This window comes from Curtobacterium sp. MCBA15_009 (assembly GCF_001864895.1).
Classification (GTDB): Bacteria; Actinomycetota; Actinomycetes; order Actinomycetales; family Microbacteriaceae; genus Curtobacterium.
Genome location: NZ_MJGO01000034.1, coordinates 1 through 15,270, shown reverse-complemented (window position 1 = coordinate 15,270; position 15,270 = coordinate 1). Strand labels below are relative to the sequence as shown.

Genomic DNA, 15,270 nt, shown 5'->3' with positions numbered 1-15,270 from the left:
GAACACGTGTCTTCCATCGTCGGTTGCATGCAGGGATGACTGCAACCGGATCGACCGAACCGACCCCTGTCCAGCCCCGAGCCCTCGTCGTGGGGGCGAGCGGCATCACCGGCTCCGCCCTGGTGAGCCACCTGCTCGACGACGGCTGGGAGGTCACGGCGCTGTCCCGCCGACCGATCGGCCGCGACGGCGTCCGGACCGTCGCCGCGGACCTCCGCGACCCCGAGAGCCTGTCCGCCGCACTGGCGGACGAGCAGCCCACCCACGTGTTCTTCACCGCGTGGCAGCGGCAGGAGACCGAGGCCGAGAACATCCGCGTCAACGGCGGGATGGTCCGCGACCTCCTGGCGGCGTTGACGCACGCACCGTTGGCGCACGTCGCGCTCGTCACCGGGCTGAAGCACTACCTCGGCCCGTTCGAGGCGTACGCAGCGGGCGAGATGCCCGACACGCCCTTCCACGAGGAGGAGCCGCGGCTCGACACCCCGAACTTCTACTACGCGCAGGAGGACGAGCTCTTCGCCGCCGCCGAGCGCCAGGGCTTCACCTGGTCCGTGCACCGCTCGCACACCGTCATCGGCCACGCCGTCGGCAACGCCATGAACATGGGCCTGACGATCGCCGTGCAGGCGACCCTGGCGAAGGAGCTCGGGCTCGACTTCGTGTTCCCGGGCAGCGAGGCGCAGTGGAACGGCCTGACCGACATGACCGACGCGGGCATCCTCGCCGAGCACATGGTGTGGGCGTCGACCTCGCCCGAGGGCGCCGACGAGCCGTTCAACATCGTGAACGGTGACGTCTTCCGCTGGCGCTGGATGTGGCCGCGCCTGGCGGCGCACCTCGGTGTCGACCCGGCGCGCGTCGTCGGGTACCAGGACGCACCCCGCCCGCTCGAGGTGCAGATGGCCCCGTACGAGGCCGAGTGGGCCGGCATCGCCGAGCGGCACGGCCTGGTCGAGTCGGACGTCACCCGGCTCGCGTCGTGGTGGCACACCGACGCCGACCTCGGTCGGGCGATGGAGGTCGTCACGGACATGGGCAAGAGCCGGGCTGCCGGCTTCACGGCGTTCCGTCGGACCGAGCAGGCCTTCGCGGACCTGTTCGCCCGGTACCGCGAGGACCGTCTCATACCCTGATCAGCGGCGTGTCCTACACGCCGATGTACCCCGTGGTGGCGCCGCGGGGTACACGGACCTCGGGTTCCTCCGTGAGCGGAGGGTGAGCGCGTGGTTCAGTCGGGGACAGACGCGCCGGGGACCCTCGGCGGGACCCGGACGAAAGGAGCGATCATGTCGCTCGGAGACAAGGCCAAGGACCTCACGCAGAAGGTCGCCGGCAAGGCCGAAGAGGCCGTCGGCAAGCACACGGACGACGCGGAGCTCAAGCACCAGGGCCAGAAGGACCAGGTCATGGGCGAGGGGCGCCTCGACAAGGAGAAGGCGAAGGACGCCCTCGACGGCAAGTAGGTCGACCTGCAGGAACGGCCCCGACGCGACACACGCGCCGGGGCCGTTCCGCGTCGCGGGGACGCGCCGGGGTGTGCAGCGTCAGAACGCGTACCGGATGCGGCAGGACGGCAGGTGCTCGGCGACGAGCTCGCGGAAGCGCTCGACGAGCTGCCCCTTCATGCCGGACCGGTAGCGGACGTTCACCGCGCCGTTCTGCGACACCTTCTGCTCCTGCAGGTCTGGGCGCCACAGCAGGTCCTCTGCCTTCGGGTGCCAGCCGAGGTTGACCTCGTGCAGGGGCTGGTTGTGCGTCAGGAAGATCACCTCGGCCGCGAGCTGCGCCTTGGCCGCCGGGGACAGCACGTCGTCCACCTGGCGCAGCAGTTCGGCCCAGTCGGACTCCCACGTCGGCGTGAGGATGACCGGTGAGAAGTTGAGGTGGACCTCGTACCCGGCGTCGACGAAGTCGTTGACGGCGGTGATCCGTTCGGCGATCGGGCTGGTGCGGATGTCGGTGACCTTCGCCGTCTCGTGCGGCATGAGCGAGAACCGGATGCGCGTGCGCCCCATCGGGTCCCAGTCGAGCAGGTCGCGGTTGACGTACTTCGTCGCGAACGACGCCTTCGCCGTCGGGGTCATCCGGAACAGGTCGCAGAGGTCGCGCACGTTGTCGCTGATCATCGCGTCGACCGAGCAGTCGCTGTTCTCCCCGATGTCGTAGACCCAGGCCTCTGGATCGCACTGGTTCGGCTCGGTCTTCGGCCCCTGCTTCGCGACGTTCCGGGCGACGTGCTTCGTGATCTGGTCGATGTTCGCGAACACGGTGACCGGGTTGCTGTACCCCTTGCGCCGCGGCACGTAGCAGTAGGCGCAGGCCATCGCGCAGCCGTTCGCGGTGGACGGGGCGATGAAGTCGGCTGAGCGCCCGTTCGGCCGGGTGACGAGCGACTTCTTCACCCCGAGCACGAGGGCCTCGGTCTTGATGCGCACCCAGCGCTGCACGTTGCGCTCGTCGCCGTGCACCTCGGGGATGTTCCAGTGCGACTCGACCGGCACCACCTCGGCGTCCGGCCACTGCCCGACGATCTCCTGCCCGCGCTGCAGGTCGAGGGCAGCGGGCTCGGCGTAGATGCGACGGATGTCGAGCATCGGGCGGACGCGTGCGTTGCTCATCGACACCTGTCTACCGGGGACCACCGACGGTGCAGACTCGGGAGCATGACCGCCGAACCCGACGACCACTTCTTCGTCGTGGACGGCCGGCGCTGGCGCCGGACCGACCCGGCCCTGCCCGAGGAGCTCGCCGCCGCGCTCCGCTCCCACCTGGGGCGCGGGCGGAACGCCGTGAAGACCGCGAAGCGTGCGGGCGACGACGAGGCCCTGGCGGCGGCCCGGCACCGGAACGGGCTCGCGAAGCACGGGCTCGGCGAGCGCGGCCCCGAGTGGTGGACCCGCCCCGAGGCCGACCGGATCGCGGACGCCGAGCGTGCGGTCGCCGAGCTCGACGCCCTCGACGGGGTCTCGACGTCAGCGCCGCACCACACCGCGCCGCACCACACCGAGTGAGCAGAAGACGTCGGGTGGGTGGGGCGCACTCGACGTCTTCTGCTCACTCGGCGCCCGGCACCGGCCCCGCGTGGCACCGGCGCCACGCGGGGCCGCTACGCCTCGGTGTGGCCGAGGGCCGGCTCGGGCAGCAGGCACGCGGTGCGGGACGCGGCGGCGTGCAGCTCGAGCACGACGAGCTCGTTCCGGCCCTGGCGCAGAACCGGGCCGGGGATCGCCAGGGTCTGCTGCGGCCCGCGCGACCAGTACCGGCCGAGGCAGAACCCGTTGACCCAGGCGACTCCCTTGCGGAAGCCGTCCAGCGACAGGTAGCGGTCGTCCACGCCGTCGAGGTCGAACGACCCGGCGGCGAACGTCGGGCCGGCGAGCACGTCGCCACCGGTCGGGGCGGTCTCCGCCAGTGCCGCGAGCGCGGCGGGTGCGATCGGGTCGAGGGCGAGCGGCGCAGCGGTCCAACGGGCGAGCGGGACGCCGTCGACGGCCACTCCCCCGACGAGGCCCTTCGGCTCGCCGATGCGCGGGCCGTAGTCGACGCGGCCCTGGTCCTCGACGAGCAGTTCGAGCGTGCCGGTGACCGCCGGCAGGACGATCGCGCGGTCGTGGTACTCCCGCTCCAGCACGCCGACGACCACACCGTCGACGGAGACGACCGCACGGTCGCGCACCTCGGTGCCGACGGTGAGCACGCCGCCGGTGGGCAGGTCCACCTCGGCGCGGTACACGACGAAGCCGCTCGCGGCACCGAGGGCGTCGAAGGTCGGTGGCTCGTCGTGCGCGGACCACGACGCGAGCGCGGGCAGCAGGGACCGGAGCGACGCGACGCGGTCCAGTCGGACGGCGATCGCCGCGCCGGGCGCGGACGGCGCCGGTGCGTCGGACTGCTCGAGGCGTCCGGATCCACCCGGCTGCATCGACGCTGGCAGCGGCGGCACCGGCGCGTAGCGCTCGATCACCGAGCGGAACGCGTGGAACTTCTCCGTCGGGCGACCGGCCTCGTCGAGCGGCGCGTCGTAGTCGTACGACGTCGCGATCGGGCGGTACACGCCCTTGTCGTTCGCGCCGTTCGTGAAGCCGAAGTTCGTGCCGCCGTGGAACATGTAGATGTTCACCGAGCCCCCGGCGGCGAGCAGGTCGTCGAGGTCCGACGCCGAGGCAGCCGCCGGCGTGGTGTGGTGGTGCTCGCCCCAGCTGTCGAACCAGCCGTCCCAGAACTCCGAGCACATGAGCGGGCCGGTCGGCTGCGCCTGGCGCAGGCGGGCGAGGCGTTCGGTGGAGCGCGACCCGAACGAGCCGGTCTTGTGCAGCGAGGGCAGGGAGCCGTCCTCGAGCATCGTGCCCATCGGCTGGTCGACGCTCGTGAAGGGGACGGTGAGCCCGATGTCGCGGTGCATCTGCTCGAGCGCGCGCAGGTACGCGGGGTCGGACCCGTAGGCGCCGTACTCGTTCTCGACCTGCACCAGGACGATGGGTCCGCCGTTGTCGATCTGCCGCGGGACCAGCACGGGGGCCAGGTGCTGCAGGTACGTCTCGACCGCTGCGAGGAACCCGGGCTCGTTGCGCCGGACGCCCACGGAGCCGTCCGCGAACAACCAGTACGGCAGGCCGCCGTTCGACCACTCGGCGCAGATGTAGGGCCCGGGGCGCACGATGGCGTGCATGCCCTCGGCGGCGACGAGGTCGAGGAAGCGGCCGAGGTCCAGCCCGCCGCTCAGGTCGAAGACGTCCGGCGACGGTGCGTGCGCGTTCCAGGCGACGTACGTCTCGATGGTGTTGAGGCCCATCAGCTTCGCCTTGCGGATGCGGTCGGCCCACAGGTCGGGGTGCACGCGGAAGTAGTGGATCGCGCCGGACAGGATCCGGTGCGGCTCGCCGTCGAGCAGGAAGTCGGTGTCGCCGATGGCGAAGCGCATGGTGTGACCTTCTCGTTGCCGGCCGGGGGCCAGGCGTGGAGCGGGGCCGTGCGGAGGTATCCGCACGGCCCCGCGGGGGTACCGGGGACTACTTGGTCGAGACCGTGAAGCCCTGGTCCTCGCCGTACTTCGCGAGGGCCTTCTGCCAGGCCTCGAGGCCGGCGTCGAGCGAGGTGCCGTTCTGGTACGCCTGGCCGACGGTGTCGGCGTAGACGCTGTTCGCGTACACCTGGTACGGCAGGTACGTGAAGTCGTTGTCCGAGGACTTCGACGCGTCGACGAGCACCTTGTTGATCTGCTGGCCGCCGAAGTACTCCGGCTTCTCGTCCAGGAACGCGGTCGAGTCGAGGTCGGCGGTGGTCGACGGGAAGCCGCCGGACTCCATGAAGACCTTCGTCGATTCCTTCGACGAGTTGAGCCACTTGAGGAAGCCCGCGGCGAGGGCCGGGTTCTTCGACTGCTTCATGACGACCTCGGCGCTGCCGCCGTTGTTCGCGGTCTGGGCGGTGCCGCCGTCGTAGGTCGGCATCGGGGCGACGCGCCAGTCGCCCGAGGCCTGGGCGACGCCGGACTCCAGGTTGCCGGGCATCCACGCGCCGGTGATCATCGTGGCGATCTCACCGTTGCCGAGCTGCTTGTACCAGTCGTCGGTCCAGCCGACCGTCTGCGAGAGCAGGCCCTGCTCGACGAGCTCGTTCCAGGTGCTCGTCCACTTCTTCGAGCCCTCGTCCTGCAGGTTGATCGTGACCTTGTCGCCGTCGGTGGTGAACGGGGTGCCGCCGGCCTGGGCGATCATGCTCGTGGTGAAGCCGGCGTCGCCGGAGTCCGCCGCGATGTAGGCGTTCGGGTCGGCCTCGTGGAGCTTCTTCGCCGCGGTGACGTACTCGTCCCACGTCTTCGGCACGGCGAGGTCGTACTCGTCGAAGACCTTCTTGTTGTAGAACAGCGCCATGGGGCCGGAGTCCTGCGGCAAGCCGTAGACCTTGTCGTCGACCGTGACCGAGCTCCAGGTGCTCTTGGCGAAGTCCTTCTCCAGCGAGTCGAACCCATAGGGCTCGAGGTCGAGCAGCGACTCGGACAGGGCGAACTGCGGCAGGGCGTAGTACTCGACCTGGGCGACGTCGGGGGCACCCGAGCCGGCCTTGATCGTGTTCTGCAGCTTCGTGTACTGGTCGGCGCCGGTGCCGGCGTTGACGAGCTTGACCTTCACCTTGGGGTACTGGTCCTCGAAGGCCGCGACCTGGGCCTTGGCGGACGGGGTCCACGACCAGTAGGTCAGGGTGCCACCGTCCTGCAGGGCCTTGTCGATGTCGTCGGCCGAGCCGCCGGAGCCGGAGCCGCCCGACGCGCACGCGGACAGGGCGATGGCGGCGGTGACGCCGATGGCGAGGGCGCTGAGCCCGCGCCGGAGACGCTTGTTCATGGGGTGCCTTTCACTTCTTCGTGGAGAGGGGGTGGAGCTGCTGTGTGCCGGGTCGGGAGGCGCGTGGCGGGGTCGCCCCGGGCCTCCCGTCCGACGGATCAGGCCTTGACGGAGCCGGCCGCGAGGCCGGACTGCCAGAAGCGCTGGAGGAAGAGGAACGCGACCACGATCGGGATGATCGTGAGGAGCGATCCCGTGACGACGAGGTTGTAGATCGGCTGCGCACCGGAGCCGGTGGCCTGCGCGTTCCACTGGTTCAGACCGACCGTCAGCGGGTACCACTTCGGGTCGCTCAGCATGATGAGCGGCAGGAAGTAGTTGTTCCAGGTGGCGACGACCGCGAACAGCAGGACGGTGACGACACCGGGCGCGAGAAGCCGGAGCGCGATGGTGAAGAAGATCCGGAACTCGCCGGCGCCGTCCATGCGGGCGGCCTCGAGCAGTTCGGCGGGGATCGCGTCGACCGCGTACGTCCAGATCAGGTACATGCCGAACGGGCTGATGAGCGAGGGCAGGATGATCGCCCACGGGGTGTTGGTCAGGCCGACCTGCGAGAACAGCAGGAACGTCGGGACCGCCAGGGCCGTGCCGGGGACCGCGATGGCACCGAGGACGACGGCGAAGACCGCGCGGCGACCGGGGAACTGGAACTTCGCCATGCCGTAGCCGGCGACGGTGGCGAGCAGGGTGGCCCCGCCGGCGCCGACCACGACGTACAGCAGCGTGTTGCCGAACCACTGCAGGAAGATGCCGTCGTTGTACGTCAGCGTGTCGACGATGTTCTGCCAGAGGTTGAAGTCCCCGCCGAACCAGAGGCCGAACGTCGAGAGCAGCGACGCCTGCGTCTTCGTGCTGTTGACGAGCAGGTAGAACAGCGGCGCGAACGAGTACACGACGAAGACGACCATGACCGCGGTCAGCAGGCCGGAACGCTTCGGCTTGCGTCCGTCGACGTGCAGCTCGGCCTTCCGCTCGGCCTTCCGGGAGGCGCGGGTCGAGCGGGTGCGCGGGTCGCGCTGCGTCGTGGTCGCCTCGGTGACCGTGGCCGGTCCGGCGGCGCCGGTCGCGGGGTGCTGGATGGTGCTCATCGGTTCTCCTGGCGGGTTCCGCGGACCTGGACGACGTAGGCGATCACGGCGGTGATCACGCCCATCACGATCGCGACCGTGGCGGAGTAGTTGAACTGCTGGCCGCTGAAGGACAGCGAGTAGGCGTACATGTTCGGGGTGAAGGCGCTGCCGATGACGTTCGGGGCGAGCGTCTTGAGCAGGTTCGGCTCGTTGAAGAGCTGGAAGCTGCCGATGATCGAGAAGATCGTGGCGATGACCATCGGGCCGCGGAGCGCGGGGAGCTTGATCGAGAACACCGTGCGCAGGGGGCCGGCGCCGTCGAGCTCGGCCGCTTCGTACAGCTCGCCGGGGACCGTGCGGAGGGCCGCGTAGAAGATCAGCATGTTGTAGCCGAGGAACTCCCACGTGACGACGTTGCCGATCGACGTCAGGACCCAGCTCGGGCTGAACGGCTGCAGCAGGTCGATGCCGAGCGCGTCGTTCGCGGCGCCGGTCAGACCGAACTGGTTGCCGTAGATGAAGCCCCAGATGAGGGCCGCGACGACACCGGGGACGGCGTAGGGCAGGAAGACCGCGATGCGGAAGAACGACGTGCCCCAGAGCCGTGCGCTGTCGAGCGCGAGGGCGGCGACGAGCGCGAGGCCGAGCATGATCGGCACCTGGACGACCAGGAAGATCGCGACCCGACCGAAGCCGGACCAGAACTTGGCGTCCTGGAAGAGCTGCACGTAGTTGGCGAACCAGACGAACTGGTTGCCGCCGATGAGCTGGTCGCGGAACAGGCTGAGCCAGAGCGCGTACCCGATCGGGACGATGAGCATGAGGACGAGGACGACGACGAAGGGGCCGACGAACAGCCAACCGGTGAACCGTCCCCGCGGCCTGGGGCGCCGGCGGGTGGGCCGGGGCGCTGCCGGCTGCGCTGCGGCTGCTCCGCCGGGGCGCGCTGCGAGCGTGCTCATGTGACTCCTTCGTCTGCTGCGTGCTGGTGGTCGACGTCACGTCGGGGTCGCGCGGACCGCGCGGGCACCCTCCGGATGTTGACGTCAACATCGACCGTCGCGACGATAGCATGGCAACGTCAACATGCGCTAGCGTCCGGGGAGACCACGCACCACCGCCCCGCTCCCGAAGGACTGCGACCGTGACCACCGAGACCCCTGCCGGCACCCGGCGCGCCCCCTCGATGGCCGCCGTCGCCGACGCCGCCGGGGTCTCCATGCAGACCGTGTCCCGCGTCGCCCGCGGCTTCGACAACGTCAGCCCGGACACCCGTGACCGCGTGCAGCGGGTGATGGACGACCTGGGCTACCGCCCGAACCGCGCTGCCAGGGCCCTGCGCTCCGGCCGGTTCCGCACGATCGGCGTGATCATGTTCACGCTCGCGTCCTTCGGCAACATGCGCACCCTCGAGGCCATCGCCGACGCCGCCGGCGCCGCGGACTTCACCATCACGCTGCTGCCGATGGCATCGCGCACGGAAGAGGGCGTCCGCTCCGCCTTCTCACGCCTGCACGAACAAGCCGTCGACGGCGTCGTGATCATCATCGAGTCGCACATCATCGACACCGCCGAGGTCGTCCTGCCCGACGGCGTGCCCATGGTGGTCGTCGACTCCACGGGCAGCACCGACCGCCCAGCGATCGACACCGACCAGGCCGACGGCGCCCGCCAGGCGACGCAGCACCTGCTCGACCTCGGCCACGAGACCGTCTGGCACCTCGCCGGACCGACCTCGTCCTACTCCGCCGCCCGACGACTCGCCGCGTGGCAGGACACGCTGTCGCGCGCCGGCCGGGTCGTCCCGCCGGTCTTCCACGGCGACTGGACGGCCGACCACGGGTACGTGGCCGGCCGCGAGATCGCCGCACGTCCGGAGATCACCGCCGTGTTCGCCGCGAACGACCAGACGGCGCTCGGCGTGCTCCGCGCCGCGCACGAGGTCGGTCGCCCCGTCCCCTCGTCGCTCAGCGTGGTGGGGTTCGACGACTCCCCCGAGTCCGACTCATTCTGGCCGCCGCTCACCACGGTGCACCAGTCCTTCGACGAGGTCGGCCGCCGGGCCGTCGCCAACCTGCTCGGCCAGATCGACGGTGCGTCCGGGTCCGCCGCCCCCGACCTGGTGCCGGTGCGGTTGGTCGAGCGGTCGAGCACGGCGCCACCGCCGGCCTAGCCACGTCGGACGGGGCTGCCCGATGAGCGGCGCCGGTCGGGCGGCCCGTGCTGGTCCCTCGTGACGGCACAGCCGACGACGAGGGCCCCGGGTCCGCCGGCAGGTCAGGCGGCGTCGCCGGACCGGTCGAGGCGGGCGACGAGACGGCCCAGCGCCCAGTTGACCAGGAAGCCCAGCATCCCGATGCCGGGGATCGCGAGCACCACGACGGTCCACACCGTCTTCGCGAGCCGTGACCGGGTGCGGTCGCGCCAGAGCAGCACGAGCGTCGCCGCCTCGAGCAGCAGGAACACGAGGGACACGACGACGTGCCCTCCACTCAGCTGTGCGAACACGCTTCCCCCTTCGTCCTGCGCTCATCGTAGGGGGCGAGGACCCACGAGGTCGGCGGCCCCACGGCCGCGGTCCCCGTCGACGCACCGCACCCGCACGAGCAAGGGACGCCGAGCGCAGCGCGCCCGACGTCCCCTGTGCTCACTCGACGCCCGCCGCAGCGTGCGCCGAGGCGTCTCAGCCGATCGACACGGCGGTCCAGGAGACCGGCGGCAGCTCGATCGTCACGGTGTCGCCCTCGCGGCGGACGGTCTCGTTCGTGCGGAGACCGACGCGCGAGGTGTCCTGCAGGTCGTTCACGGCGTGGATGTCGTCGTCCCAGACGCCCTCCGCCCGCACGTCGCCCTGGACGCCGAGCCCGGCGAGGTCGATCGTGACGGTGGTCGACTCGGACGGGTGGCGGTTCACCAGGAACACCGCGGCGCCGTCCTCGGACAGGGTGGCGGCCGAGTCCACGACCGGGACCTCGCCGTACTTGCCGCCGTCGACGGTGTCACCGGAGGTCTTCACCTGCAGCGACGTGCCGTGGGCGAGCCGCGAGGTCAGCGAGAACGGGAAGAACGTCGTCTGGCGCCACGCCGGTCCGCCGGGCTCGGTCATGATCGGCCCGATGACGTTGACGAGCTGCGCGAGCGAGGCCGAGGCCACCCGGTCCGCGTGCCGGAGCAGCGAGATGAGCAGCCCGCCGACCACGACGGCGTCGGCGACGGTGTAGACGTCCTCGAGCAGGCGGGGGGCGACCGGCCACTCGTCGAGCGTGAAGGTCTTGGCCTTGGCCTCCCACTTCGTGATCGACCAGACGTTCCACTCGTCGAACGAGATGTCGATGCGCTTGTCGGACTTCTTCTGCGCCTGCACGTGGTCGGCCGCGGTGGTGACCGTCTTGATGAAGTGGTCCATGTTGACGCCGGAGGCCAGGAACGAGGGCAGGTCGTCGCCCTCCTCGTAGTAGGCGTGCGCCGAGATGTAGTCCACGTCGTCGTAGGTGTGCTCGAGGACGGTGCGCTCCCACTCGCCGAACGTCGGCATCGACGCTCCGGAGGAACCGCAGGCGACGAGCTCGAGGTCGGGCTGGATCTGCCGCATGGCCTTGGCGGTCATGGCGGCGAGCTTGCCGTAGTCCTCGGCGTTCTTGTGGCCGAGCTGCCACGGGCCGTCCATCTCGTTGCCGAGGCACCACATCGAGATGCCGAAGGGCTCGGTCCGGCCGTTCGACCGGCGGTACTCGGACAGTGCCGTGCCGGCGTCGATGTTCGCGTACTCGAGGAGCTCGATCGCCTCCTGCGTGCCGCGGGTACCGAGGTTGACCGCGAGCATGAGCTCCGAGCCGACCAGGTCGAGCCAGTGCTGGAACTCGTGGAGACCGACCTCGTTCGTCTCGGTCGAGTGCCACGCGAGGTCGAGGCGCTTCGGCCGCTGCTCGACCGGGCCGACGCCGTCCTCCCACTTGTAGCCGGAGACGAAGTTGCCGCCGGGGTAGCGGATGGTCGAGACGCCGAGCTCCTTGACGAGCTCGACGACGTCCTTGCGGAAGCCCTGGTCGTCGGCGGTCTCGTGCGCGGGCTCGTGGATGCCGTCGTAGACGTGCCGGCCGAGGTGCTCGACGAAGCCGCCGAAGAGGCGACGTCGCACCGGCCCCACGGTGAACGCTGCGTCCAGGACGAGGTGTGTGCGGGGCATGGATCTCCTTTGATCGTGTGGCGGGTCGTGCCGGTGGTGCGTGGTGCGGCGAGCACGGGATTGCGAGACGGTGCGTCACGAAAGTGAGCGCTCACCTGTCGGAAACGCTACCGGGTCCGACGGCCCCGCGGAAGGGGTGGTGGTCATCGCCGCTGATGAGTAATGTGAGCGCTCACGGAGCAGCGTTGCTCCGCCGGGAGCGTCACCCCTCGCCCCCGGATCGGCCCGTCCCGCTGGAGTGATGCCATGCCGAACCCATCCGCAACCCCCGCGTCGCGCCTGTCGCGTCGCGGGTTCCTCGCCGCCGGAGCAGCAGCCGCCACCGTGCTGCCGCTCGCCGCCTGTTCGAGCCCCCTCGCCGCCGGTCTCGCCGGCAGCGCACTGAACCCGGAGACGCTCGTCTTCTGGAACCTGTTCGGCGGCGGCGACGGCGTCCGCATGCAGTCGATGGAGGACGGCTACGCCGAGCAGCACGGCGGGTCGAGCGCCCTGCAGGCCACCACGTTCGCGTGGGGCAACCCGTACTACTCGAAGCTGACACTGGCGACCGTCGGGAACAAGCCGCCGGACGTCGCGGTCGCCCACCTGACCCGGGCGAAGCCGCTCTGGGACGGCGACCTGCTCGACCCGATCACCTCGGACGACCTGGCGAGCGTCGGGCTGAGCGCGGCCGACTTCAACCAGAAGGCCTGGACGGCGCAGAAGACCGACGGCAAGAACATCGCGATCCCGCTCGACACGCACCCGTTCGTGCTCTTCTACAACGTCGACGTCTGCAAGAAGGCGGGCCTCATCGACGGCGACGGGAACCTCGTCGACCTGAACGGCATGGAGAACTTCGAGAAGGCCCTCGCCGCGGTCGCGAAGGTCACCGGCGGGACGGCGCTCAACGTCGCGAACGTCGTGCCCGAGACGGCCACCCCGTGGCGGTTCTTCTGGACGATGTACAACCAGATCGAGGGCGCGACCCCGTTCATCAGCGACGGCGGCGGGAAGCTCACCGTCAACGAGGACGCGTACAACGAGGTCACGAGCCGCACCCAGAAGTGGGTGAAGGAGGGCTGGCTCAACAAGGCCCTCGACTACGCCACCGCGCAGTCGCTCATGTTCGACGGCAAGGCCGGCTTCTTCATGCAGGGCGAGTGGGAGATCAGCACCGCACAGTCGATCAAGGGCCTGCAGTTCGGCATGGTGCCGATCCCCCAGCTCTACGACAAGCCGGCGACCCAGGCCGACTCGCACACCTTCGTGCTGCCGAAGAAGGCGCGCACGCCCGAGCAGCGCAAGCAGCACATGCTCTTCATCAAGCAGATGCTCGAGCAGAGCCTGACGTGGGCGGAGGGCGGGCACGTCCCCGCCTACATCCCGACCTTCGACAGCACCGCCTACAAGGAGCTCAAGCCGCAGTCGAACTACGCGGCGGCCGCCGAGACCGCCGTGTTCGACGACCCCGCCTGGTACGGCGGGTCCGGCTCGACGTTCGAGGGCACCGTCGGCGCACAGCTCGCACTCGTGCAGCAGGGCAGCTCGTCGCCCGCCCAGGCCCTCCGGGCCATCAAGTCGCAGCTCGCGACCTACCTCAACACCCCGAGCCCGCTGTGACCGGGCACGTGAACGCCGTGAACACCGCGCGAAAGGCACGATGACGTGACCACAGCACCTGTCCTCGACCGGCCGACGGACGCGACCACCGCGCCCCGTCCCCGTCGGAACCGCACCTACGGCTCCAGCGTGAACCGCGGCCAGGGCCGCAGCGGCTGGCTGTTCCTCGCCCCGTTCGGCCTGTTCTACGTGGCCTTCCTGCTCGGCCCGACGATCTGGATGATCGTCACGAGCTTCTTCAACACCTCGACCGTCCGCACCGGGCTCGGCAGCTTCGCCGGGCTGGCGAACTACGCCGAGATGCTCGGTCGCAGCGACTTCTGGTCGTCGCTCTGGCACACCCTGCAGTTCACGCTGTACACGACCCCGCCGCTCGTCGTCCTGGCGTTCGTGTTCGCCGTGCTGACGAACCGGATGAACCGCGGCCAGTGGTTCTTCCGCCTGGCGTTCTTCCTGCCGTTCATCCTGCCGTCCGCGACGATCTCGCTCATCTGGGTGTTCATCTTCACGCCGGCGACCGGTCTGTGGGCGAGCCTGCAGTCGGCGATCGGCATGACGCCCGGCTCGGGCATGCTGTCGAGCCCGAACACCGCGATGATCGGCGTCGCGATCGCGACCATCTGGTGGACCCTCGGGTTCAACTTCGTGCTCTACCTGGCCGGCCTGCAGGAGATCCCGCGCGAGCTGTACGAGGCGGCGGCCGTGGACGGTGCGTCGAACTGGCAGCAGATCAAGTCGATCACCCTGCCGCTGCTCGGCCGCACGACGACCCTGGTCATCCTGCTGCAGATCATCGCGAGCCTGAAGATCTTCGACCAGGTCTACCTGATGACGAACGGCGGGCCGGGCATCTCCACCCAGGTCTCGCTGCAGCTCATCACCGGCGTCGGCTTCACCGACAACCGACTCGGTGCCGCGTCGGCCGCGTCGGTCCTCCTGTTCATCGTGATCGTGGCGATCGCGGTCATCCGGCAGCTCGTCGAGCGCGCTGCCGCCAAGCGAGAGATCGGGGCCTGACATGACCGCCACCGAGAGCATCACCACAGGCCGGAAGCTCCGCACCGGCGTCTCCTCCGCCGCGCCGACGAGCGCCGCGAAGATCGGCGTCAGCGGCCGCGGCTTCTCGATCGCCTCGGGCATCGTCCTGACGGTCTTCGCGATCATCTGGCTGATCCCGAGCGTGTTCGCCCTGAAGACGTCGTTGTCCGACAACGGCGTCGCCGCACTCGGCGCGAACGCGATCCTGTCGAACTGGAACCCGACGCTGCACTCGTACGCGTCGCTGTTCCAGGCCGGCGACATCTGGAACTGGTACCTCGCCAGCGCCATCACGAGCATCGTGACCGCGGTGCTCACCGTGCTGTTCGCCTCGATGGCGGCCTTCGCGCTGTCCCGACTGGTGTTCCGCGGGCGGAACGTCGCGTTCCTGCTGATCATCCTCGGCATCATGATCCCGACCCAGGTGCTGATCATCCCGATCTTCCAGGAGCTCAACGCCGTCGGGCTGCTCAACACCTACTGGTCGGTGATCTTCCCGCAGGTGCCCGCCGTGATCGCGGTGTTCATCTTCAAGCAGTTCTTCGACGGCATCCCGAAGGAGCTGGAGGAGGCAGCGCGCATCGACGGCGCGAGCATCTGGAAGGTCTACTGGTCGGTCATCCTGCCGCTGTCCCGTCCGGTCATCGCAGCGGTGACGATCCTGACCTTCGTCGGTGTGTGGAACAACCTGCTGCTGCCGCTGTTCGTGCTGTCGAACCCCGACCTGATGACGATCCCGGTCGGGCTCGCCACGGTCCAGGGCAGCTTCGGCCAGCGCTACGCCGACATCCAGGCGGGTGCCATCCTCGCCGCGCTGCCGCTGATCGTCCTCTACCTGATCTTCCAGCGGCAGATCGTGGAGGGCGTGACCGGCTCCGGCCTCAAGGGCTGACGCGGGCCCGGCGCAGTTCCGCGCGTGGGAGGCGGAACCGCGCGTCGGAAGCAGAATCGCGCGTCGGCAGCCGGAAACAAAGACCTCCCACGCGCGAAAAGGCTTCCCACGCCGGGCGCGATGGGAAGGAACGTG

The 15,270-nt window shown here is 69.8% G+C and carries 14 protein-coding genes; 7 read left to right on the top strand and 7 right to left on the bottom strand.

Annotation, left to right across the window (positions count from 1 at the left end):
• The first annotated feature begins 35 nt into the window (after positions 1 to 35).
• Positions 36 to 1,136, top strand: coding sequence for an SDR family oxidoreductase (locus tag BIU97_RS07970; RefSeq protein WP_071260750.1), 1,101 nt, complete (start codon positions 36 to 38; stop codon positions 1,134 to 1,136).
• 153 nt (positions 1,137 to 1,289) lie between these two features.
• Positions 1,290 to 1,466, top strand: coding sequence for a CsbD family protein (locus tag BIU97_RS17605; protein WP_139195963.1), 177 nt, complete (start codon positions 1,290 to 1,292; stop codon positions 1,464 to 1,466).
• An 81-nt stretch (positions 1,467 to 1,547) separates the two neighbouring features.
• Here the strand turns inward: BIU97_RS17605 and BIU97_RS07965 are convergent, their stop codons facing one another.
• Entirely contained in the window at positions 1,548 to 2,621 is a 1,074-nt protein-coding gene (locus tag BIU97_RS07965) for a spore photoproduct lyase family protein (RefSeq protein ID WP_083404869.1), read from the bottom strand.
• Positions 2,622 to 2,666: 45 nt separating this feature from the next.
• Here BIU97_RS07965 and BIU97_RS07960 point away from each other — a divergent pair, with 45 nt between their 5' ends.
• Positions 2,667 to 3,014, top strand: a complete 348-nt coding sequence (locus BIU97_RS07960) for a biopolymer transporter Tol (protein WP_071297398.1) — start codon at positions 2,667 to 2,669, stop codon at positions 3,012 to 3,014.
• A 95-nt stretch (positions 3,015 to 3,109) separates the two neighbouring features.
• Here the strand turns inward: BIU97_RS07960 and BIU97_RS07955 are convergent, their stop codons facing one another.
• The 4 genes from BIU97_RS07955 to BIU97_RS07940 form a co-directional block, all read right to left on the bottom strand.
• On the bottom strand, positions 3,110 to 4,924 hold the full coding sequence (locus tag BIU97_RS07955) for a glycoside hydrolase family 35 protein (RefSeq protein ID WP_071297397.1): 1,815 nt from the start codon (positions 4,922 to 4,924) through the stop codon (positions 3,110 to 3,112).
• A gap of 88 nt (positions 4,925 to 5,012) precedes the next feature.
• Positions 5,013 to 6,347, bottom strand: coding sequence for an ABC transporter substrate-binding protein (locus BIU97_RS07950; RefSeq protein ID WP_071260743.1), 1,335 nt, complete (start codon positions 6,345 to 6,347; stop codon positions 5,013 to 5,015).
• A 98-nt stretch (positions 6,348 to 6,445) separates the two neighbouring features.
• Entirely contained in the window at positions 6,446 to 7,435 is a 990-nt protein-coding gene (locus BIU97_RS07945; RefSeq protein WP_217639509.1) for a carbohydrate ABC transporter permease, read from the bottom strand.
• The gene (locus tag BIU97_RS07940; RefSeq protein WP_071260741.1) at positions 7,432 to 8,379 is read right to left on the bottom strand and encodes a carbohydrate ABC transporter permease; all 948 of its coding nucleotides are present in this window, start codon (positions 8,377 to 8,379) and stop codon (positions 7,432 to 7,434) included. Before BIU97_RS07940 ends, BIU97_RS07945 begins: the two co-directional genes overlap by 4 nt.
• A gap of 182 nt (positions 8,380 to 8,561) precedes the next feature.
• Here BIU97_RS07940 and BIU97_RS07935 point away from each other — a divergent pair, with 182 nt between their 5' ends.
• Entirely contained in the window at positions 8,562 to 9,590 is a 1,029-nt protein-coding gene (locus tag BIU97_RS07935) for a LacI family DNA-binding transcriptional regulator (RefSeq protein WP_139195962.1), read from the top strand.
• 104 nt (positions 9,591 to 9,694) lie between these two features.
• Here BIU97_RS07935 and BIU97_RS07930 read toward each other — a convergent pair whose 3' ends face one another.
• The gene (locus tag BIU97_RS07930) at positions 9,695 to 9,925 is read right to left on the bottom strand and encodes a PLDc N-terminal domain-containing protein (protein WP_071260739.1); all 231 of its coding nucleotides are present in this window, start codon (positions 9,923 to 9,925) and stop codon (positions 9,695 to 9,697) included.
• A 175-nt stretch (positions 9,926 to 10,100) separates the two neighbouring features.
• The gene (arfA, locus tag BIU97_RS07925) at positions 10,101 to 11,603 is read right to left on the bottom strand and encodes an arabinosylfuranosidase ArfA (protein WP_071297396.1); all 1,503 of its coding nucleotides are present in this window, start codon (positions 11,601 to 11,603) and stop codon (positions 10,101 to 10,103) included.
• Between the two features lie 246 nt (positions 11,604 to 11,849).
• Here arfA and BIU97_RS07920 point away from each other — a divergent pair, with 246 nt between their 5' ends.
• From BIU97_RS07920 to BIU97_RS07910, 3 genes are read left to right on the top strand one after another with little or no spacing between them, the layout of a single operon-like run.
• On the top strand, positions 11,850 to 13,205 hold the full coding sequence (locus BIU97_RS07920; protein ID WP_071260735.1) for an extracellular solute-binding protein: 1,356 nt from the start codon (positions 11,850 to 11,852) through the stop codon (positions 13,203 to 13,205).
• 45 nt (positions 13,206 to 13,250) lie between these two features.
• A complete protein-coding gene (locus BIU97_RS07915; protein ID WP_071260733.1) occupies positions 13,251 to 14,222 on the top strand; it encodes a carbohydrate ABC transporter permease in 972 nt (323 codons plus the stop codon).
• Position 14,223: 1 nt separating this feature from the next.
• Positions 14,224 to 15,135 carry a carbohydrate ABC transporter permease gene (locus BIU97_RS07910; RefSeq protein ID WP_071260731.1) on the top strand — a complete coding sequence of 304 codons (912 nt, stop codon included), beginning with the start codon at positions 14,224 to 14,226 and terminating at the stop codon, positions 15,133 to 15,135.
• Positions 15,136 to 15,270 lie beyond the last annotated feature (135 nt).

Bases quoted from the DNA above. Each gene is read 5' to 3' on its own strand.
- BIU97_RS07970 (WP_071260750.1), top strand. From the start codon at position 36: ATGACTGCAACCGGATCGACCGAACCGACCCCTGTCCAGCCCCGAGCC.
- BIU97_RS17605 (WP_139195963.1), top strand. From the start codon at position 1,290: ATGTCGCTCGGAGACAAGGCCAAGGACCTCACGCAGAAGGTCGCCGGC.
- BIU97_RS07965 (WP_083404869.1), bottom strand. From the start codon at position 2,621: ATGAGCAACGCACGCGTCCGCCCGATGCTCGACATCCGTCGCATCTAC.
- BIU97_RS07960 (WP_071297398.1), top strand. From the start codon at position 2,667: ATGACCGCCGAACCCGACGACCACTTCTTCGTCGTGGACGGCCGGCGC.
- BIU97_RS07955 (WP_071297397.1), bottom strand. From the start codon at position 4,924: ATGCGCTTCGCCATCGGCGACACCGACTTCCTGCTCGACGGCGAGCCG.
- BIU97_RS07950 (WP_071260743.1), bottom strand. From the start codon at position 6,347: ATGAACAAGCGTCTCCGGCGCGGGCTCAGCGCCCTCGCCATCGGCGTC.
- BIU97_RS07945 (WP_217639509.1), bottom strand. From the start codon at position 7,435: ATGAGCACCATCCAGCACCCCGCGACCGGCGCCGCCGGACCGGCCACG.
- BIU97_RS07940 (WP_071260741.1), bottom strand. From the start codon at position 8,379: ATGAGCACGCTCGCAGCGCGCCCCGGCGGAGCAGCCGCAGCGCAGCCG.
- arfA (WP_071297396.1), bottom strand. From the start codon at position 11,603: ATGCCCCGCACACACCTCGTCCTGGACGCAGCGTTCACCGTGGGGCCG.
- BIU97_RS07920 (WP_071260735.1), top strand. From the start codon at position 11,850: ATGCCGAACCCATCCGCAACCCCCGCGTCGCGCCTGTCGCGTCGCGGG.
- BIU97_RS07910 (WP_071260731.1), top strand. From the start codon at position 14,224: ATGACCGCCACCGAGAGCATCACCACAGGCCGGAAGCTCCGCACCGGC.